16 protein-coding genes are annotated in these 16,949 nt (G+C 58.5%); 10 read left to right on the forward strand and 6 right to left on the reverse strand.

All coding sequences use genetic code 11. The features are described 5' to 3' along the window. Window positions 1-33 precede the first annotated feature (33 nt). The 3 genes from ACZ5A6_RS17360 to ACZ5A6_RS17370 all read right to left on the reverse strand — a co-directional run bounded on the left by ACZ5A6_RS17360 (window position 34) and on the right by ACZ5A6_RS17370 (window position 2,338). The gene (locus ACZ5A6_RS17360) at window positions 34-552 is read right to left on the reverse strand and encodes a helix-turn-helix domain-containing protein (protein WP_019564637.1); all 519 of its coding nucleotides are present in this window, start codon (window positions 550-552) and stop codon (window positions 34-36) included. A gap of 282 nt (window positions 553-834) precedes the next feature. Next, window positions 835-1,959 carry a glycosyltransferase family 4 protein gene (locus ACZ5A6_RS17365; RefSeq protein ID WP_003510798.1) on the reverse strand — a complete coding sequence of 375 codons (1,125 nt, stop codon included), beginning with the start codon at window positions 1,957-1,959 and terminating at the stop codon, window positions 835-837. Window positions 1,960-2,137: 178 nt separating this feature from the next. Continuing rightward, on the reverse strand, window positions 2,138-2,338 hold the full coding sequence (locus ACZ5A6_RS17370) for a hypothetical protein (protein WP_127966203.1): 201 nt from the start codon (window positions 2,336-2,338) through the stop codon (window positions 2,138-2,140). A gap of 136 nt (window positions 2,339-2,474) precedes the next feature. Between ACZ5A6_RS17370 and ACZ5A6_RS17375 the strand changes: the two genes are divergently transcribed. The 5 genes from ACZ5A6_RS17375 to ACZ5A6_RS17395 all read left to right on the forward strand — a co-directional run bounded on the left by ACZ5A6_RS17375 (window position 2,475) and on the right by ACZ5A6_RS17395 (window position 7,853). Next, complete coding sequence (locus ACZ5A6_RS17375; protein WP_026330678.1) at window positions 2,475-4,001, forward strand: ABC transporter substrate-binding protein; 1,527 nt, start codon at window positions 2,475-2,477, stop codon at window positions 3,999-4,001. A 233-nt stretch (window positions 4,002-4,234) separates the two neighbouring features. Further along, on the forward strand, window positions 4,235-5,176 hold the full coding sequence (locus ACZ5A6_RS17380; RefSeq protein WP_026330677.1) for an ABC transporter permease: 942 nt from the start codon (window positions 4,235-4,237) through the stop codon (window positions 5,174-5,176). Further along, window positions 5,176-6,051 carry an ABC transporter permease gene (locus ACZ5A6_RS17385; RefSeq protein WP_019564634.1) on the forward strand — a complete coding sequence of 292 codons (876 nt, stop codon included), beginning with the start codon at window positions 5,176-5,178 and terminating at the stop codon, window positions 6,049-6,051. Before ACZ5A6_RS17380 ends, ACZ5A6_RS17385 begins: the two co-directional genes overlap by 1 nt. Window position 6,052: 1 nt before the next feature. After that, window positions 6,053-7,276, forward strand: a complete 1,224-nt coding sequence (locus ACZ5A6_RS17390; protein ID WP_019564633.1) for an amidohydrolase/deacetylase family metallohydrolase — start codon at window positions 6,053-6,055, stop codon at window positions 7,274-7,276. Between the two features lie 82 nt (window positions 7,277-7,358). Continuing rightward, the gene (locus ACZ5A6_RS17395; protein ID WP_019564632.1) at window positions 7,359-7,853 is read left to right on the forward strand and encodes a RidA family protein; all 495 of its coding nucleotides are present in this window, start codon (window positions 7,359-7,361) and stop codon (window positions 7,851-7,853) included. A gap of 6 nt (window positions 7,854-7,859) precedes the next feature. On the opposite strand, the gene ACZ5A6_RS17400 is transcribed toward ACZ5A6_RS17395, so the two are convergent. Continuing rightward, window positions 7,860-8,696: an IclR family transcriptional regulator gene (locus ACZ5A6_RS17400; RefSeq protein ID WP_019564631.1), complete on the reverse strand. Its 837-nt coding sequence runs from the start codon at window positions 8,694-8,696 to the stop codon at window positions 7,860-7,862. A gap of 89 nt (window positions 8,697-8,785) precedes the next feature. On the opposite strand from ACZ5A6_RS17400, the gene ACZ5A6_RS17405 reads away from it, so the two are divergent. Both ACZ5A6_RS17405 and ACZ5A6_RS17410 read left to right on the forward strand, forming a co-directional pair. Continuing rightward, window positions 8,786-9,982 (forward strand): aminotransferase class V-fold PLP-dependent enzyme, encoded by a 1,197-nt coding sequence (locus ACZ5A6_RS17405; RefSeq protein ID WP_026330676.1) that lies wholly within the window; start codon window positions 8,786-8,788, stop codon window positions 9,980-9,982. A gap of 48 nt (window positions 9,983-10,030) precedes the next feature. After that, the gene (locus ACZ5A6_RS17410) at window positions 10,031-11,866 is read left to right on the forward strand and encodes an ABC transporter ATP-binding protein (RefSeq protein ID WP_019564629.1); all 1,836 of its coding nucleotides are present in this window, start codon (window positions 10,031-10,033) and stop codon (window positions 11,864-11,866) included. Between the two features lie 6 nt (window positions 11,867-11,872). Here the strand turns inward: ACZ5A6_RS17410 and ACZ5A6_RS17415 are convergent, their stop codons facing one another. Both ACZ5A6_RS17415 and ACZ5A6_RS17420 read right to left on the reverse strand, forming a co-directional pair. Continuing rightward, window positions 11,873-12,502 (reverse strand): glutathione S-transferase family protein, encoded by a 630-nt coding sequence (locus ACZ5A6_RS17415; protein ID WP_019564628.1) that lies wholly within the window; start codon window positions 12,500-12,502, stop codon window positions 11,873-11,875. 1 nt (window position 12,503) lies between these two features. After that, window positions 12,504-12,869 carry an ArsR/SmtB family transcription factor gene (locus ACZ5A6_RS17420; RefSeq protein ID WP_003510774.1) on the reverse strand — a complete coding sequence of 122 codons (366 nt, stop codon included), beginning with the start codon at window positions 12,867-12,869 and terminating at the stop codon, window positions 12,504-12,506. Window positions 12,870-13,081: 212 nt separating this feature from the next. Between ACZ5A6_RS17420 and ACZ5A6_RS17425 the strand changes: the two genes are divergently transcribed. Genes ACZ5A6_RS17425 through ACZ5A6_RS17435 form a run of 3 tightly spaced genes read left to right on the forward strand, consistent with a single transcriptional unit; the run spans window position 13,082 to window position 16,936 of the window. Next, window positions 13,082-13,948, forward strand: coding sequence for an ABC transporter substrate-binding protein (locus ACZ5A6_RS17425; protein ID WP_013761527.1), 867 nt, complete (start codon window positions 13,082-13,084; stop codon window positions 13,946-13,948). After that, a complete protein-coding gene (locus tag ACZ5A6_RS17430) occupies window positions 13,945-15,072 on the forward strand; it encodes an LLM class flavin-dependent oxidoreductase (protein WP_019564627.1) in 1,128 nt (375 codons plus the stop codon). The genes ACZ5A6_RS17425 and ACZ5A6_RS17430 overlap by 4 nt, the downstream gene beginning before the upstream one ends. A gap of 31 nt (window positions 15,073-15,103) precedes the next feature. Beyond that, a complete protein-coding gene (locus tag ACZ5A6_RS17435) occupies window positions 15,104-16,936 on the forward strand; it encodes a TRAP transporter large permease (protein ID WP_019564626.1) in 1,833 nt (610 codons plus the stop codon). The last annotated feature ends 13 nt before the right edge of the window (window positions 16,937-16,949 follow it).

A 16,949-nucleotide genomic window follows, 5' to 3' on the forward strand; every position in this document is an offset into this window, starting at 1 on the left:
TCTATTGTGGCAGCTGTATAAATATGCTTAATATTAAAAACTTGAAGATTCGTATTTGCCGAGTCCCGATCCTGGTGTTGTTATACGCTCCCTGAAGCGTAGCAGAAGTACGGGTAAAATTGCTTCTACCATCTGGACGTCGCGAATGTCCGATATGGTTTTGGCCAGTTCGTTATAAATAAGCGCGGCCTCCGTTATTGTAGACCGTGTAGGCGACTTTTGGCGACACTCCGCGAAGATCGTCTCGACCCGGTCGCTGATTTTTTGCAGCAGGGCAACGTCGTAGGCAAGAGTAGGTGCCGCTGGCGCCGCGTCAAACATGTCGCCCATACCGGCCACGAGCCAACTTATATTGATGCCGAACCGCTCACGATAGAGAGCCAAAACGCCAGCGTCGGGAATACGGTCGCCCCGTTCATAGTAACCAAGCATTGCGACTGTCAGGCCTAGTGCCTCGGCAAATGGCTCACGCTCGTCAAATTTCAGTGCTTCGCGGACCTCGGTCAGCCGTTTTCCCAACGGCGTCTTTGGCTCGACGCGTTTCCTGCTCATAATTCCGCATAAATATCACGATTTGGTATTTACTAGATACCAATTTGTGATATTCCTCTGTTTGTACAAAGACCAAATCACTCATGAGGTAAGGCCGGTCAGGGCCGCCTCGCTCACAACGAGGAATCATTATGCACGGCGACTGCATTGCGGACAAGGCGACGGCGAGCCTGCGCTGGATAAGAGAATGCCGGTGACGCCACTTGCTTGACCTATGAGTGTCTCTGTCGAAGACAACAGAGTATATCCAATATGGATATATTCGACCTTGAAAATTGCATGTCAGGCCCGTTCAGCCAGCGCGAAATTCACGGTATCGGCAAATTCTCGCAGGAAGCGTTCACTTGAAAAGCGGGCGGCGTTGTCGACACAGGCGTTCTTGTCGAAACTGTCGGAGTTATCGACAAACTCCTGCACCGCAGCGCAGATGGCTTCAGGCGTTTGCTCGCGGAAATAAAGCCCGGTTGGCTGATTGGAAGCGCCGAGAGGAACAACGGTCTCTAGTACACCGCCTTTTCCATAGGCGATGACGGGTGTTCCCAGCGCTTGCGATTCAACCGGGACGATGCCGAAATCGTCTTCGGCGGCAAATACGAATGCCTTGGCTTCCGCCATGTATTTGTGAAGCTCGTCATTGCCGACGAAACCGAGGATCTCGACATTGGGAGTGGCGATTTCCTTGATGCGTTTCATGTCCGGGCCGTCGCCGATGACGACCAGTCGTCTATCGGGCATTTTTGCAAAGGCTTCTACGATGAGGTGGACCTTCTTGTAAGGCACCAGCCGCGAAGCAGTGACGAAATAATCGCCTTTCAGGTCGGAAGGGGAGAGATGGGAAGTATCCACGGGCGGATAAATAACCGTGGAGTCGCGTCCGTAGCATTTGCGAACCCGGCTGCGAATGAATTTGGAATTGACCGTCATGAGATCGACGCCATTGGCGGTGCGGATGTCCCACATGCGAATATAGTGAAGAACGGCACGGGCGATCCACGAGGCGAAACCGCGACTAAGCTTCGATTCTTTCAGGTACTGGTGCTGGAGATCCCAGGCGTAACGGATGGGGCTGTGAATATAGGAGACGTGAAACTGGCCGGGTCCGGTGATGACGCCCTTGGCGACGGCGTAGCTTGAGGAAATCACCAGATCGTAGCCGCTGAGATCAAATTGTTCGACGGCCAGCGGCATCAGCGGCAGATAGGAGCGATATTTTTTACGAGCGAAAGGCAGTTTCTGGATGAAGGAGGTGTTGACCGGCCTGCCACCGAGAAAGCCCCGGTCTCGATCGCTCATGAAATCGACAAGGCAATAGAGATCCGCGTCAGGATAGATCTCAAGAAGGTTGTGAAGCACTTTTTCGGCCCCACCTCTGTCGGTGAGCCAGTCATGCACGATTGCCGTCTTCATGATTTCCTCAATAATTTCAACGTAATAAAAATTTATAACCCGCCCCGGAATAAAGCTCGGCGGTTTAGAATATCTGGTCTGTCTGCAGCCCTTAAAAACACGGCTGGGAAGGCGAATAACGTAACGATTAATAAGAATGCGAGATTATGTCTGTCGTAATCTGGTCTTGGTCTGATCCTCAATAGCACTTTGTTCGCAAATGCGAAATATCAAAGCCTCTTAATTCCTCCTCTTCGTTTTCCAGTTGAAAGCCAGCCGTAGTTTCCGCAGTTCCGGCTGGCAGCAGCGGTGTTTGCCGCGCGCCGTGTTTCGGGCGAAATAGCCTGTTTTCCATCGACTTACGTTCCGTTTCCGCCTCTTGCGAAGGCCCGTCTTCCATTTCGCCTGTCTTGGAAACCCTTCCTCGCACCGCATTGTCATTGACAAGGCGTCTTATCGAGTTATTCTGTTATAAAGATTGCTATAACATAATAATGGAACTCATAAGGTCGGAACCAAGAGCTGGGAGCTTAACAATGAGACGTAAACTTGCATTTCTCGCCACTGCTGCTTTGATGCTAGCGCCGGGCGTGATGATGGCTGCGGAAAAGGGCGGTGTCATCAATGTCGCCACGATCGGCGAGCCGCCGACACTCGATCCCATGGCCTCGACGGCCGATCTCGTAGGTATTGTCACGCAACATATTTTCGAAACGCTCTATACCTTCGACAAGGGGTGGAAGGTGACGCCGCTTCTGGCGGAAAGCCTGCCTGACATCAGTGCGGACGGCAAAACCTACACTATCAAGCTGCGGAAGGGCATCAAGTTCCATGACGGCAGCGATATGACCTCGGAAGATGTCGTCGCCTCGCTTGGCCGCTGGATGAAGATCGCATCACGCGGAAAACAGGTCGCCGGTTTCATCGACAATATCTCCGCGCCTGATGCCGAGACGGTGACAATCACCCTCAAGCAGCCCTATGCGCCGCTAACCTCGCTGCTTGCTTTCAACAACTCCGCAGCCATCATTCTGCCCGCTGAAAAGCAGGCTGAGCCGATGACAGAATTTGTCGGCACCGGCCCTTATATGCTGAAGGAACGCAAGGCGGACCAATATATCCAGCTCGTCCGTTTCGACGGCTACAAGTCTCGTGACGGTGAAAGTGACGGATATGGCGGTGCGCGCCATCAGTATCTCGATGAAATCCGTTTCGTTCCGGTTCCCGATCCGAATACCCGTGTCGAGGCCGCTGTTTCCGGCCAGTATGACTACGTCGATTCCATTCCGGTGGAATCCTTCGCCAAGGTGAAGTCCTCCTCGGCCTCGCAGCCGTTGATGCTGAAGCCCTTCGGTTATCCGGTCTTTGTATTCAATACCAAGGAAGGTTTGTCTTCCAAGCTTGAGGTCCGCAAGGCGGTGACCGAAGCGTTGAACATGGAGGACATGCTGGCGGCGGCGTTCGGCAGCACGGATTTCTATGCGCTTGATGGCGCCTACTATCCGTCCAATTTCTCCTGGCATTCGGAAGAGGGCGTCGAAGGCAATTATAATGTCGGCAACCCGGAGGCCGCAGCCGAAAAGCTGAAGGCCGCCGGATATAATGGCGAGCCGTTGCGCATCCTCACCAGCCGTCAGTATGAGTTCCACTACAAAATGGCGCAGGTGGCAGCGGAGTATCTGAAGCTTGCCGGTTTCAAGGTGGATATGCAGGTGGTGGACTGGGCGACGCTGACGCAGCGCCGTGCCGACCCGAAGCTCTGGGATATCTACATCAGCCACAGCCCCTTCCTGCCGGAGCCGGCGCTGATTGGCGCGCTTTCCACAGGTTCGCCGGGCTGGTGGGACACGCCGACGCGCAAGGCGGCGGTGGACGCTTTCACCTCGGAGGCTGATCCGGAGAAGCGCGTTGCTCTCTGGGCCAAGGTGCAGAAGACGATTTATGACGAGCTGCCGCTCATCAAGATCGGCGACTTCAACGCCGTGGCGGCGAAGTCCAACAAGCTTGATGGCGTCGATCCGGCTCCCTGGCCCTATTTCTGGAATGCTTCGGTTACGAAGTAAGACCGCTCCGCACTCCGTGACCCCGGACTGAATCCGGGGTCCAGCGCGATCAAGTCTTTGACCGCAAGAGGACGCCTTCACCACGCAGACGCGCGGTGGCTGGATGCCGGATCGGATCCGGCATGACGGAGGCGGGAGTTTTCCAGCCATGAGCGCCGGGGTTACCGGCACTCGTCGACAACTCTGTTCAACCGCGTGAGAGCGGCCCATCACGCGCTTCGGAGCATTCATACGTGATACGGTATATTTTCCAGAGACTTGCCGGAATGATCGTGGTGATGTTTCTCGTCGTCACCATCGTCTTCCTCATCCTGCGCGTCACGCCCGGTGATCCGGCGGCGGTGATGCTTGGGCCGGATGCCTCGGCACAGGACATCGCGGAATTGCGCACCAGACTTGGCCTAGATCAGTCGCTTGGCGTGCAATATGTCTACTATATCGGGCAATTGCTGCGCGGTGATCTCGGCCAGTCGATCTTCCTCAACATGCCGGTTGGATCGGCGCTTCTGGATCGGGCGGAACCGACCTTCTTCCTGACGATCTTTTCGCTGTTGATCGCCAGTGCCATCGCGCTTCCCATCGGCATCTATGCCGCTTACCGGCGCGGTTCCTTCGTGGATCAGGCAGCGACAACCATTGCGATGCTGGCGGCGAGCATTCCGAGCTTCTGGCTTGGCCTGATCCTCATGCAGTTCTTCGCCGTCCGGCTCGATATGTTCCCGGTGTCGGGATATGGCGGTCCGGGCGCAAGCTTCCTCGAGCGCATGTATCACCTGACCTTGCCAGCCATCGCACTCGGCCTCGTTTCTTCCGCCCTCATTCTGCGCTTTACCCGCGCCTCGATGCTTGATGTTCTCGGCGACGACTATGTCCGTACCGCCAGAGCCAAGGGCGTCAAGGAACGCCGGGTGGTGATGAAACACGCGCTGAAGAACGCACTCATCCCCATCCTCACCGTGCTTGGTCTCACCGCCGCCGTGCTGATTTCCGGCGCGGTCGTTACGGAAACCGTGTTTGGCCTGCCGGGCGTCGGCAATCTCGTCGTGTCAGCCGTCTTGAGGCGCGATTATCCGGTCATTCAGGGCGCGCTTCTCGTCATCGCCGGGCTTTACGTGCTCATCAATTTTGCCATCGACATGCTGTATCTGCTGGTCGATCCGAGGGTTCGTTACTGATGGCCGATATCACCTCCACCGCCCAGCCGGCGCGCAACCCGACCATCCTGTTCATTCGGCGTCTGTTGAAGCGCAAGACGGTCGCAGCCGGTCTGATCGTGCTGCTCGTCTTCGTGCTGCTCGCCGTTTTCGCGCCGATGATCGCGCCTTATTCGCCGTCGAAACTGTCGATCGTCAACCGTCTGAAACCGCCGAGCGAACTCTACTGGTTCGGCACCGACGAGTTCGGCCGTGACGTTTTTTCCCGTACCATCTTTGCGGGAAGGCTGTCGCTTCTGGTGGGGGCCGCCGTGGTGGCGCTCTCGGCGTTGATCGGCATCACGCTCGGCCTGCTTGCAGGTTTCTTCCAGAAGCTGGACACGCCGATCGCGCGGTTGATCGATGCCATGATGGCTTTTCCGGATATTTTGCTGGCTATCGCGCTGGTCGCGGCGCTCGGCCCGTCGCTGACGACTGTCATCATCGCACTTGCCGTCGTTTATTCGCCGCGTCTTGCCCGCATCGTGCGTGCTTCGACGCTGGTGATCCGTGAACTGCCCTATGTGGAGGCGGCCAAGGCGCTCGGCATCTCCACCTTCCACATCATGACGCGGCATGTGCTGCGCAATCTGATCTCGCCGATCCTCGTGCAGTGCACCTTCCTTTTCGCCAGCGCCATGTTGGCCGAGGCCGGCCTTTCATTTCTGGGGCTGGGTGTCAGCCCCGAAATTCCGACCTGGGGAACCATGATCTCTGCCGGCCGCCAATATATCGGCCAGGCGGACTGGATGACCTATTTCCCCGGCTTTGCCATCATTCTTTCCGTGCTCTCGCTGCAAATGGTCGGCGACGGACTGCGGGACATGCTCGACCCAAGACTGCGAAGGGATTTGTAATATGACGTCCGGTGAACAGGCAAAAACGCCTCTTCAAGCTCCCATTCTTCTCTCCAATGTGAAACCCGTCGGCTTCGAAAAGGGGGCGCCACAGGCCCAGACCGATATCCTGATCGGCGGCGATGGCAAGGTCGTGGCGGTTGGGCCTGCCCTTCAGGCGCCGGCGGATGCGCAGCGCATCGACGCAAAGGGCGCATTCGTCTCGCCCGGCTGGGTGGATCTGCACGTGCATATCTGGCATGGCGGCACCGATATCTCCATCCGCCCCTCAGAATGCGGGGCCGAGCGCGGCGTGACGACGCTGGTGGATGCCGGTTCGGCGGGGGAAGCAAATTTCCACGGTTTTCGCGAATATATCATCGAACCATCGAAGGAACGCATCAAGGCCTTCCTCAATCTCGGCTCCATCGGGCTTGTCGCCTGCAACCGGGTGCCGGAACTTCGCGATATCAAGGATATCGACCTCGACCGCATCCTTGAATGTTATGCAGAGAACAGCGAGCATATCGTTGGCCTCAAGGTGCGGGCGAGCCATGTCATTACGGGTTCCTGGGGTGTTACGCCGGTCAAACTCGGCAAGAAGATCGCCAAGATCCTGAAAGTGCCGATGATGGTGCATGTGGGTGAACCGCCTGCGCTCTACGATGAGGTGCTGGAAATTCTTGGTCCCGGCGATGTCGTGACCCATTGCTTCAACGGCAAGTCCGGCTCCAGCATCATGGAAGACGAGGACCTGTTCAACCTCGCGGAGCGCTGCGCGGGGGAAGGCATCCGGCTGGATATCGGCCACGGCGGTGCATCCTTCTCCTTCAAGGTGGCGGAAGCGGCGATCGCGCGCGGCCTTTTGCCCTTCTCGATCTCCACGGATTTGCATGGCCATTCGATGAATTTCCCCGTCTGGGATCTGGCGACGACCATGTCGAAGCTGCTTTCGGTCGATATGCCCTTCGAAAATGTCGTCGAGGCCGTCACCCGCAATCCGGCCTCCATCATCCGCCTCGACATGGAAAACCACCTCGACGTTGGCCAGCGCGCGGATTTCACGGTTTTCGATCTTGTCGATTCCGATCTGGAGGCGACCGATTCCAATGGCGATGTTTCGCGTCTCAAGCGGCTGTTCGAGCCGCGCTATGCGGTGATCGGTGCGGAGGCCATTGCCGCCAGCCGTTATGTCCCAAGAGCGCGCAAGCTCGTGCGCCACAGCCATGGCTATTCCTGGCGCTGAACCGACTGGAGCGGCGGGGAGGGATGCTCTCCGTCTTCCGCAAAGAATAGGGATACCCGTCCCGGTATTATGAGGAATTCGCGTGAAACAGTCTTCGCTTGAGGCAGATGGGCGTCATTCGCCCTACGACCGGCTTGCCGCGCTCGGCATCTCGCTGCCGCCGCCACCGCCGCCGATCGCCAATTTCGTCACGCATGTGGTGGAAGGCAACATGCTCTATCTTTCGGGGCAAGGCCCGAGGGAGGAGAACGGACACCTGTACGCCGGCAAGGTCGGAGCCGAGATCGGGCTGGACGAGGCGTACCAGCATGCGCGTTTAACCGGCATCAATCTTCTTGCCGTCATGCATGAGGCGCTTGGGGATCTGTCGCGGGTGAAGAAGGTGGTCAAGCTGCTGGGCATGGTCAATGCCGTCAGCGATTTCCGCGATCATCCAAGCGTCATCAACGGTTGTTCGGATCTCTTCATCGATGTGTTCGGCGATGCGGGGCAGCACGCCCGCTCCGCCGTGGGGTTCGGTTCGCTGCCGGGCAACATCACCGTCGAGATAGAAGCCATCATAGCCCTTAGGGATTGAGGCCGTTCAATGGTTGCGCCAGCCCATCAGCTTCTCGATCCTTTCGGCCGAAACCCTGACCTGTTCGGTATAGTGGTTTTCGTCCGCCAGCACCTTCTGTTCCGGCAGCACGATGGAGATCGTCGCCACGCATTCTCCATTGGTGTCGCAGATCGGCGAGGCGATGCAGGCAACAGCGTAGTCGGATTCCGCAACCTGTATCGACAGCCGGTCACGGAACGCTGTGCCTGCCGATTGAGAGAGCGCTTCCGGGTTGATTTCCGCACGGCCGGTGGGCGACGTGCGGGCGCAGCGTTTGAAAAGCTCGACGCGCTCCTCTTCCGGCAGATGGCCAACGAGCAGGCGGCCGGATGCCGTCCAGTTCAATGGAACACGGGTGCCGACGCGCGAGGCAACCTGGAAATGGCTGGGGCCATCCGCCATGGCGAGCACCAGCATATGGTCACCGTCGCGACCGCAAAGCTGCACCGTCTCACCCGCATGGCGGCACAGATCATGCATTTCGTGCGTGGCGACACCCATGAAATCCAGCGAGCGGGCATAGGCAAGGCCATAGTGATAAAGCCGTGCGCCGAGCCATATGTTACCTTCGGCGTTGCGCGCCAGCATGTTCTTTTCGACCAGATCGTCAACGATCACATAGACGGTGGAAAGTGGCGCCTTGATCGCCTTGGCAATGGAGTAAGCGCCAGCTGGCGATCCGGTTTCGTAAAGGTAATCAATCACCTGAAGAGCGCGATCAATGCCGCTGACACGCGAGCGCTTGGCCACCTTCGCGTCCGGGTTTTCCTCGGTCGCGGACAAGGCGTTTGAAGACAATTCGTCCAGTTTATGGGCGTCCAATTTCGGGCTCCTCATGAATTTTGAGAAGCTATTACATTATTATGGCATATATGTCGATGCCTATCGCATCGCAAAGACAGGAGAAAGACATGACCGAGGATATCAGAAGCAGGATCGGCCTTCGCCCGGTCATCAACGTCTCGGGCACCATGACGTCGCTCGGTGCTTCCATCGTCGTTCCAGAGGCGGTGGAGGCCATGGCGGCGATCCTGCCGCAATTCGTAGAGATCAACGATCTGCAGCGCAAGGCAAGCGCGATCATCGCGAGACTGACGGGCGGCGAGGCTGGTTTCGTCACTGCTTCCTGCTCTTCCGGCATCAGCCTTGCTGTTGCCGGTGCCATCACCGGCAACAACCTCCTGGCCATCGAAAAGCTGCCTGATATCGCACCGGAAAAGAACGAAGTGCTGGTGCAGATGGGGCATGTGGTGAGCTACGGCGCGCCGGTGGATCAGGCGATCCGGCTTGGCGGCGGCAAGGTGGTGCTGGTCGGGCAGGCCACATCGACCCATCGCTTCCACATGGAAAACGCCATCACCGAAAAGACGGCGGCGGCGATCTATGTCATCTCGCACCATGTCGTGAATTATGGCCTGCTGCATCTTTCCGAATTCGTAGAGATCGCCCATGCCAAGGGTGTTCCGGTTATCGTGGATGCGGCGTCCGAATATGATCTGGAGCTGTTTCTGGCCACCGGCGCAGATATTGTCCTCTATTCCGGCCACAAGTTTCTCGGCGGCCCCACCTCCGGCATCGTGGCCGGAAGTAAGGAACTGGTGCGCAACGCCTTCCTGCAAAATATGGGCATTGGCCGCGGCATGAAGGTCGGCAAGGAAAGCATCTATGGCGTTATGGCGGCACTGGAAGCCTGGGAAAAGCGCGACCATGCCGGCATCCGTGAGCGCGAGACCGGATATCTCAATCTCTGGAAGGAAACGCTGGATGGCCGCCCGGGCGTGACCGCGCTCATCGAGCCGGATCCGACCAATAACCCGCTCGACAGGCTGCGCGTGATCATCGATGCCGAAGAAGCGCATATCACTGCCTGGGACCTGACGACGGCGTTGGCCAGGGGCAATCCTCCCATCATCACCCGCGACCACGAGGTAGAGCATCGCTATTTCTATCTCGACCCATGCAATCTGCATCCCGGACAGGAAACCATCGTGGCGTCTCGTCTGGCCGAGGAACTGGACAAGGCGCGTGCCTCCAACGAGGTGATTGCAACACCTTTCGAAGACCGGAGCCGACACCGCTTCGACGGCATGCTGCGCTGGCCGGACTAGGCTTGACCGCTTGCGCCGCCAAAACCTAACGACAAGAAGGGAACGATCATGACCATGCCGCAGGCCGCACCCGTTGGTGCCGAAGATGCCGTGCTTTCCGTCCGCAATCTCACCACGTCCTTTCACGTGGATGGCGGCTGGAAACCCGTGGTTCGTGATATTTCCTTTGATGTCGGGCCGGGTGAAACGGTCGCGATCGTCGGTGAAAGCGGTTCGGGTAAAAGCGTTACCTCCCTCTCCATCATGCGGCTGCTGGATCGTGAAAGCAGCAGGGTGGAGGGTAAAATCCTGCTTGGAGGGCGCAACCTGCTGTCCCTCTCCGAAGATGCCATGCGGCAGGTGAGGGGAAACGAGGTCGCCATGATCTTTCAGGAGCCTATGACCAGCCTCAATCCGCTGTTCACCATCGGCGACCAGATTTCCGAGGCCTTGTTATGCCACCAGCCGATGTCGAAAACCGACGCGAGGGCGGAGACGGTTCGGCTGCTCGAAAAGGTCCGTATTCCTTCAGCCGCATCGCGTTTCGATGAATATCCGCATCGCTTTTCCGGCGGCATGCGCCAGCGCGTGATGATCGCCATGGCGCTTGCATCCCGGCCGAAGCTGCTGATCGCCGATGAGCCGACGACCGCACTCGACGTGACCATTCAGGGCCAGATCCTTGACCTCATCAAGACGCTTCAGGAGGAGGAAGGCACGTCGGTTCTGTTCATCACCCATGATATGGGCGTGGTGGCTGAGATCGCCGATCGTACCGTTGTCATGTATCGCGGCGAGCAGGTGGAAGTTGGCGCGACCGCTGATATCTTTCATCGCGGCAAGCATCCCTATACCCGCGCGCTTTTGTCCGCCGTTCCGGTTCTGGGTTCCATGACGGGTGAGGAAAGACCGCTCAGGTTTCCCATCGTCAACACCACCACAGGCGAAACGCAGCAGCCGGCGCGGCCGGGCGATACCGTTGACGCGAGTGCCCAGCCGGTGCTCAAGGTAGAAGGGCTGACCAAGCGCTTCGATATTCACTCCGGCCTTTTGGGGCGGCTCAGCGGCCGCGTGCATGCGGTGGAGAATGTGTCCTTTGATCTCAGGGCCGGCGAGACATTGTCGTTGGTCGGCGAAAGCGGTTGCGGCAAATCGACCACCGGGCGCGCCATCATGCGGCTGATCGAGCCGGATGCCGGCTCAGTGATGGTTAATGGCGAGAATATTCTCGCCCTCGACAAATCAGGCATGCGCGAGATGCGCAAAACGGTGCAGATGATCTTTCAGGACCCCTATGCCTCGCTCAACCCGCGCATGACGGTGGGTGCGGCGATTGCCGAACCGTTTCTGGAGCACCGCATGGGAAGCGCCCGCGAGGCGAAGAATGTTGTGGCCGATATGCTGGCGAAGGTCGGCCTTTCGCCCGATATGGCGGCGCGCTACCCTCATGAATTTTCCGGCGGCCAGCGTCAGCGTATTTGTATCGCCCGCGCGCTTGCGCTCCAGCCGAAGGTGATTGTCGCCGATGAGAGCGTTTCGGCGCTGGACGTTTCGATAAAGGCGCAGGTCATCAACCTGATGCTGGATCTGCAGCAAAGCCTCGATCTCGCCTTCCTGTTCATCAGCCATGACATGGCGGTGGTGGAGCGCGTCAGCCACCGGGTAGCGGTAATGTATCTCGGCGAGATCGTTGAAATCGGCCCACGTGCGGCGGTGTTTGACAATCCGCAGCATGATTACACCCGTAAGCTGATGGCCGCCGTGCCGGTGCCGGACCCGGACCGCAGAAACACCCGGCGAAATGCCGCGAATGACGAGCTGAAAAGCCCGATCCGCGCGATCGATTACGTGGTGAAACCGCGTGAGTACCGTGAGGTCTCGCCCGGTCACCTTGTCGCCTGCTAAAGCGGGTTAAAGACCCGGTACATCGGATGTCGCGAAAGGCACGCGGTAACCGCGCCGGAAGGTTTCGCGCTGTCCGAGCTGGCGATACCATTGCTGTACCGCCGGAAAATCGTCGAGGTCAATTTTATGGCGCGCGAAACGCGAGACCCAAGGCCAGATGGCGATATCGGCTATGGAAAAATCACCGGCGATGAATTCCCGGCCCGTCAGGCGCTGGTTCAGTGTGCGGTAGAGGCGCTCCGTATCCGAGGCGAAACGCGCCTCGGCAAAGGGTGCCTGTCCGGCATTGTAGGTCAGGAAATAATGGGCATAACCGAGTGTCGGGCCAAAATTGGCGGCCTGCCACATCAGCCATTCGGTGACTGCCAGCCGCGCAGCAGGGGAGGCAGGCAGAAGACGCCCGGCCTTTTCGGCGAGATAGATCAGAATCGCGTTCGATTCCGTTAGAATTGTGCCGTTATCGCGGTCGATGATTGCCGGTATTTTCGAGCCGGGATTGACGCGGGTATAGTCGGCTGAGAATTGTTCGCCTTTTTCAATGTCGATGGCGTGGCTGATATAGGGCAGCCCGAGTTCCTCCAGCGCAATCGAGATTTTCAGGCCGTTCGGGGTGATCCAGGTGTGGAGGTCGATCATGCTAATCGAACATCGCCTCATCTAGTGGCAAAGCTCGCCTGCCTTTCTTGCCGGTCACATCAGAAAGATCAGTATAAAGACCGCGCAATGTCGCAACGAGTTGGATGATGCGCGGATCGGTGACGCGATAAATCACCTGTTTGCCTTCGCGCGAGCCCTCGATCACACCGGCATCGCGCAATTCGGCAAGCTGCTGGGAAAGTGTCGGCTGCTGAATGCCGAGCTCATATTCCAGTGCGGAAACGGAAGCCTCCGTTTCCATGAGATAACAGACGATGGCCAGGCGATTGGCGTTGGCGACAAGCTTTAAAAGCTCGCTCGCCTCCACCACGCTGCGGCAGATGAGATTGGAAACCGGTTTCGTCACGACTACAGGTCCATTTTTCAAACTATAAAAAAGTAAATTGTATTGCGATAAATTTCAATGGTTTGATTTAGCCGAGTTTGACCGCGCCAGGAAATTTTTTAAAATCTACAGGATTTATAGATTTCTCTTTCGCTTTCCCGCAGAGGATCGCCAAAACGTTCCTCGAAAACATTCTATAAAAAAGTAGATTGATTGAGAAATGAGGTGTCGACATGAAAATCGGGGTCCATCCCAACAATCTGCATTTGCGCCTCGCCCGGCTCTGGCCCGGCGCGTTTGATGAATTCGATCCGGAATTCGTGCCCTACCGCGAGGGGCGCGATACCGCAGCGCTTTTGGAAAAAGGCGAAATTCATTTCGGCGGCACGGGCTCGACGCCGCCAATCGAGGCGGATGCGCGGGGGCTTTCCGCAGCTTATATCGCTGCCTCGGCACCACGCCCCGCAAACGGCGCGATCCTCGTGCGGCGCGACAGCCCCATCCGCTCTGCGGCCGACCTTTCGGGAAAACGCATATCGCTGATTGACGGGTCTTTTCATACCTATCTTCTTGCGCGTAGCCTGGAAGGGGCGGGGCTTGGCCTTGCGGATGTAATACGCATCGAGAGCGGTGACAGCGATAGCCTGCGCGATCTTGTGGAAGGCCGCGTCGATGCCTGGGTGACGATGTCGCCACGGCTCGAAAAAGCCCTGACCCATGACGGGATCAGTCTTCTGGTCCGTTGCGGCTCCACCATTCCCAACCGTTCGCTGTTCTGGACGCTCGCGCGTCACACTGTGGCGCTGGAACAACGCGATGCGATTGCCGCCGAACTGGACCGCGTTGGCCGCGCCGTCATGGCGGATATAGACAGAGCCGCGGCCCTTCTTGCCGCCGAGCCGGGCAGCGAAGGCGATGCGCAGTCCTGGGCAAAGGTGCTGCGCTCACGAGATCTTTCGGTGGTGCCCGCCGCCGAAAATATCCTTGCCGAACAGCAGGAGGAGGCCGATACGCTTTACAGGCACGGCCATTTCTCTCTACCGGTTCTGACCGGGCAGAGACCGGCCCCACAATCAGCCAGCGCGGGAGGCGACAGATGAACGTTTTCTGGTACATGTGCGCGCCCGATGGCGCCTATCCCTGGCAACCGGAAGGATCCCGCAAGGTTGATCTCGGTTATTACAAGCAGCTTGCTCTTGCTTATGATCAGCTTGGTTACACAGGCGCCCTGTTTGCCACCGGCGCGCATGATGTGTGGGTTCTGGCTGGCGCGCTGCTTTCCTATACCGAGCGGCTGAAGTTTCTGGTCGCGATTCATCCGGGTCTTGTCGCGCCAACGCTGCTCGCCAAGATGGCGGCGACGCTTCAGGAATTTTCGCGCGGACGCCTGCTGATCAACGTCGTCTCGGGCGATGCCAAGATGCTCGGTGCATATGGCATGACCATGCCGCATGACGAACGCTACGATATGGCGGATGAATATCTGCAGATCTGGCATCGTCTTTTTGCCGGTGAGACGGTCGATTTCAAGGGCCGCCATTTCCAGACCGAAGGCGCAAAGTTGGCACTGCCGGTGGGGCAAGGCATAGAGCCACCACCGCTATGGTTCGGCGGCTCTTCGGACAAGGCGATCGAGGTTGCCGCCAAACATGTCGAGACCTATCTTTCCTGGGGCGAAACGCCCGACCAGATCGGCGCGAAGGTCGATCTCGTCAAGGCGCGGGCGGAACAGCTTGGCCGCGAACTGGAATATGGCATCCGGCTTTATGTCATCGTGCGTGATACCGATGAAGAGGCATGGGCCGCCGCCGCCGATCTTTACGGGCGCATGGACGAGCGTGCCATTGCAGCCAACCAGCGTTTCGTCGGCAAGACCGATTCCGTCGGCCAGCAGCGCATGACGGCGATGCATGGTGGACAGAGGCCTGAGAACCTGCGTGATCTCGAAATTGCCCCCAATCTCTGGGCCGGCATCGGTCTTGTCCGGCCGGGACCGGGCACCGCAATTGTCGGCTCGCCCGATACGGTGATCCGCACGCTGGAGGCCTATAAAAAGGCGGGCGTGAATACCTTTATTCTGTCCGGCATGCCATTGCTGGAAGAGGCCTTCCGTTTCGGGGAAAAGGTTCTTCCGCGTCTTGATGTATCGCGGGAAGTCTCGTCAGCCAAACAATTCACCTGGTCGACTTTGTTTGACCGCGACCTCTCGGCAAAGGCATCGTAAACATGGCCTTCCGGGAGTGGAGAAAAAAGACATGACGGCTGGTCCGGCAACAACGATTGCACAACGGCGCATCGGCCCTCAGCGTGCGGCGGAGCGGGCGCTTGCCGTTCTGGACAAGGCGCTTGGCGCGGTCGCCGCCGCAATCCTTGCGACTCTTCTCGTGGTGGTGCTGGTCAATGTCACCCTGCGTTATCTGTTTCACACCGGCTTCATCGGTGCGGAAGATCTCGGCATCTGGCTGCATGTGGCGATGATCGCGGTCGGCGCGCCGCTCAGTCTCAAAAGCGCGCTTGCCATGCGGCTCGATGTTTTCGTGCGGTTTTTGCCTGAGCGGTTTCATGCCGCCACCGAAGTTCTGGCGGATGCCTTCTCCTTCATCGCAGCACTGATCCTCGCCTTCGGTGGCGTTGAAATCGCGGCGATGCTGGGTGGTACGTCTCCGACGCTCGGTCTGCCGGAATGGGTGCGTTTTGGCTTTCTGGGTGCAGGCGGCGCGTTGATCCTTCTTTACCTGGCGCTTCAGCGTGTCAGTGAGGGCAAGACATTTGCCGTTCTAGTGTCTCTCACCATTGCAATTGCGGCCTATGTCGGCCTGCCGGAAGTCTTCGTAGATACGAGCCTGCCGCCCAGCCTATTTCTGGCGCTGACGGCGGCGGTGGGGCTGGTGCTGGCAGCACCGCTCGCCCATGCCTTTCTCGCCGCAGCCTATGTGGCGATCGCCTTCGGCAGTACCTTGCCGGAGCCGGCCATCGTTTCCTCAACGGTGACAGGCATGTCGAAATTCCTGCTGCTCGCCATCCCCTTCTTCCTGCTGGCCGGATGCCTGCTGACGGAATCGGGCGTTGCCAACCAGCTGGTTCGGTTCGCCGCCTCCATGGTTGGACACCGCCGGGCAGGGCTGGCGCAGACGACGCTGTTGACCAGCGTGCTGTTTTCCGGCGCATCCGGCTCCTCTGTCGCCAACGCCGCCTTCGGCGCTTCAACCTTCCAGCCGGAACTGGTCAAACACGGCTATCCGCCGGCGCAGGCGGGCGCGATCATTGCTGCAACGTCGGTGCTCGACAATGTCATCCCGCCCTCCATTGCCTTTCTCATCCTCGCAACGGCTACAAACCTGTCGGTGGGCTCGTTGCTGGTCGGCGGCTTTTTCGCCGGTGGGCTGATGGCGATCTGCCTTGCGGTGGCTATCCATTGGAGCGTGCGCAGCGTCGATACGCTGCCGCGCGCCACGGGCACGGAGCGCTGGCGCTCGGCTGTCGCCGCCATACCCGCCTTCGGTCTCGGCGTCATCGTGGTGGTCGGCATCCGCATCGGTGTCGTCACCACCACGGAGGCGGCCGCACTTGCCGCACTCTACACGCTGCTTCTCGGCTTCGGGTACCGGCTGGGCGCGGGGCGTATCTTCGCAACTTTCCGGCAATCAGCCGGTGAGGCGGCGGCCATCGGTCTCCTTATCGGCACGGCAGGCCCCTTCGCCTTTCTTCTGGCGGTCGATAATGTCTCCGGCCTCGTCACGGATTTCGTGACATTGCTTGGCGGCAGCAAGATCGCGGTGCTTCTGCTTTCCAACCTCATCCTGCTCTTGGTGGGGCTGGTGCTGGATATCGGTGCGGCCATCCTGCTGTTTGGACCGATCCTGTTGCCCGCGGCCGTTGCGGCCGGCATCGATCCCATCCATTTCGGCGTCATTCTCGTGGTCAACCTGATGATCCATGGCCTCACACCACCGCTCGGCATGCTGATCTTCGTCGTCAGCGGTGTCACCCGCATTCCGGCGACAGCGCTATTCCAGGCCGTCGTTCCCTATCTCCTATCCCTTCTCGTTTCCCTCGCCATTCTGTGCGCCTGGGCCATTGTCTTCTAAATCCGGGGTTTTA

The sequence above is a fragment of the Agrobacterium sp. 6Ca8 genome, assembly GCF_055382765.1.

Bases quoted from the DNA above. Each gene is read 5' to 3' on its own strand.
- ACZ5A6_RS17360 (WP_019564637.1), bottom strand. From the start codon at position 552: ATGAGCAGGAAACGCGTCGAGCCAAAGACGCCGTTGGGAAAACGGCTG.
- ACZ5A6_RS17365 (WP_003510798.1), bottom strand. From the start codon at position 1,959: ATGAAGACGGCAATCGTGCATGACTGGCTCACCGACAGAGGTGGGGCC.
- ACZ5A6_RS17370 (WP_127966203.1), bottom strand. From the start codon at position 2,338: ATGGAAGACGGGCCTTCGCAAGAGGCGGAAACGGAACGTAAGTCGATG.
- ACZ5A6_RS17375 (WP_026330678.1), top strand. From the start codon at position 2,475: ATGAGACGTAAACTTGCATTTCTCGCCACTGCTGCTTTGATGCTAGCG.
- ACZ5A6_RS17385 (WP_019564634.1), top strand. From the start codon at position 5,176: ATGGCCGATATCACCTCCACCGCCCAGCCGGCGCGCAACCCGACCATC.
- ACZ5A6_RS17390 (WP_019564633.1), top strand. From the start codon at position 6,053: ATGACGTCCGGTGAACAGGCAAAAACGCCTCTTCAAGCTCCCATTCTT.
- ACZ5A6_RS17405 (WP_026330676.1), top strand. From the start codon at position 8,786: ATGACCGAGGATATCAGAAGCAGGATCGGCCTTCGCCCGGTCATCAAC.
- ACZ5A6_RS17410 (WP_019564629.1), top strand. From the start codon at position 10,031: ATGACCATGCCGCAGGCCGCACCCGTTGGTGCCGAAGATGCCGTGCTT.
- ACZ5A6_RS17415 (WP_019564628.1), bottom strand. From the start codon at position 12,502: ATGATCGACCTCCACACCTGGATCACCCCGAACGGCCTGAAAATCTCG.
- ACZ5A6_RS17425 (WP_013761527.1), top strand. From the start codon at position 13,082: ATGAAAATCGGGGTCCATCCCAACAATCTGCATTTGCGCCTCGCCCGG.
- ACZ5A6_RS17430 (WP_019564627.1), top strand. From the start codon at position 13,945: ATGAACGTTTTCTGGTACATGTGCGCGCCCGATGGCGCCTATCCCTGG.
- ACZ5A6_RS17435 (WP_019564626.1), top strand. From the start codon at position 15,104: ATGACGGCTGGTCCGGCAACAACGATTGCACAACGGCGCATCGGCCCT.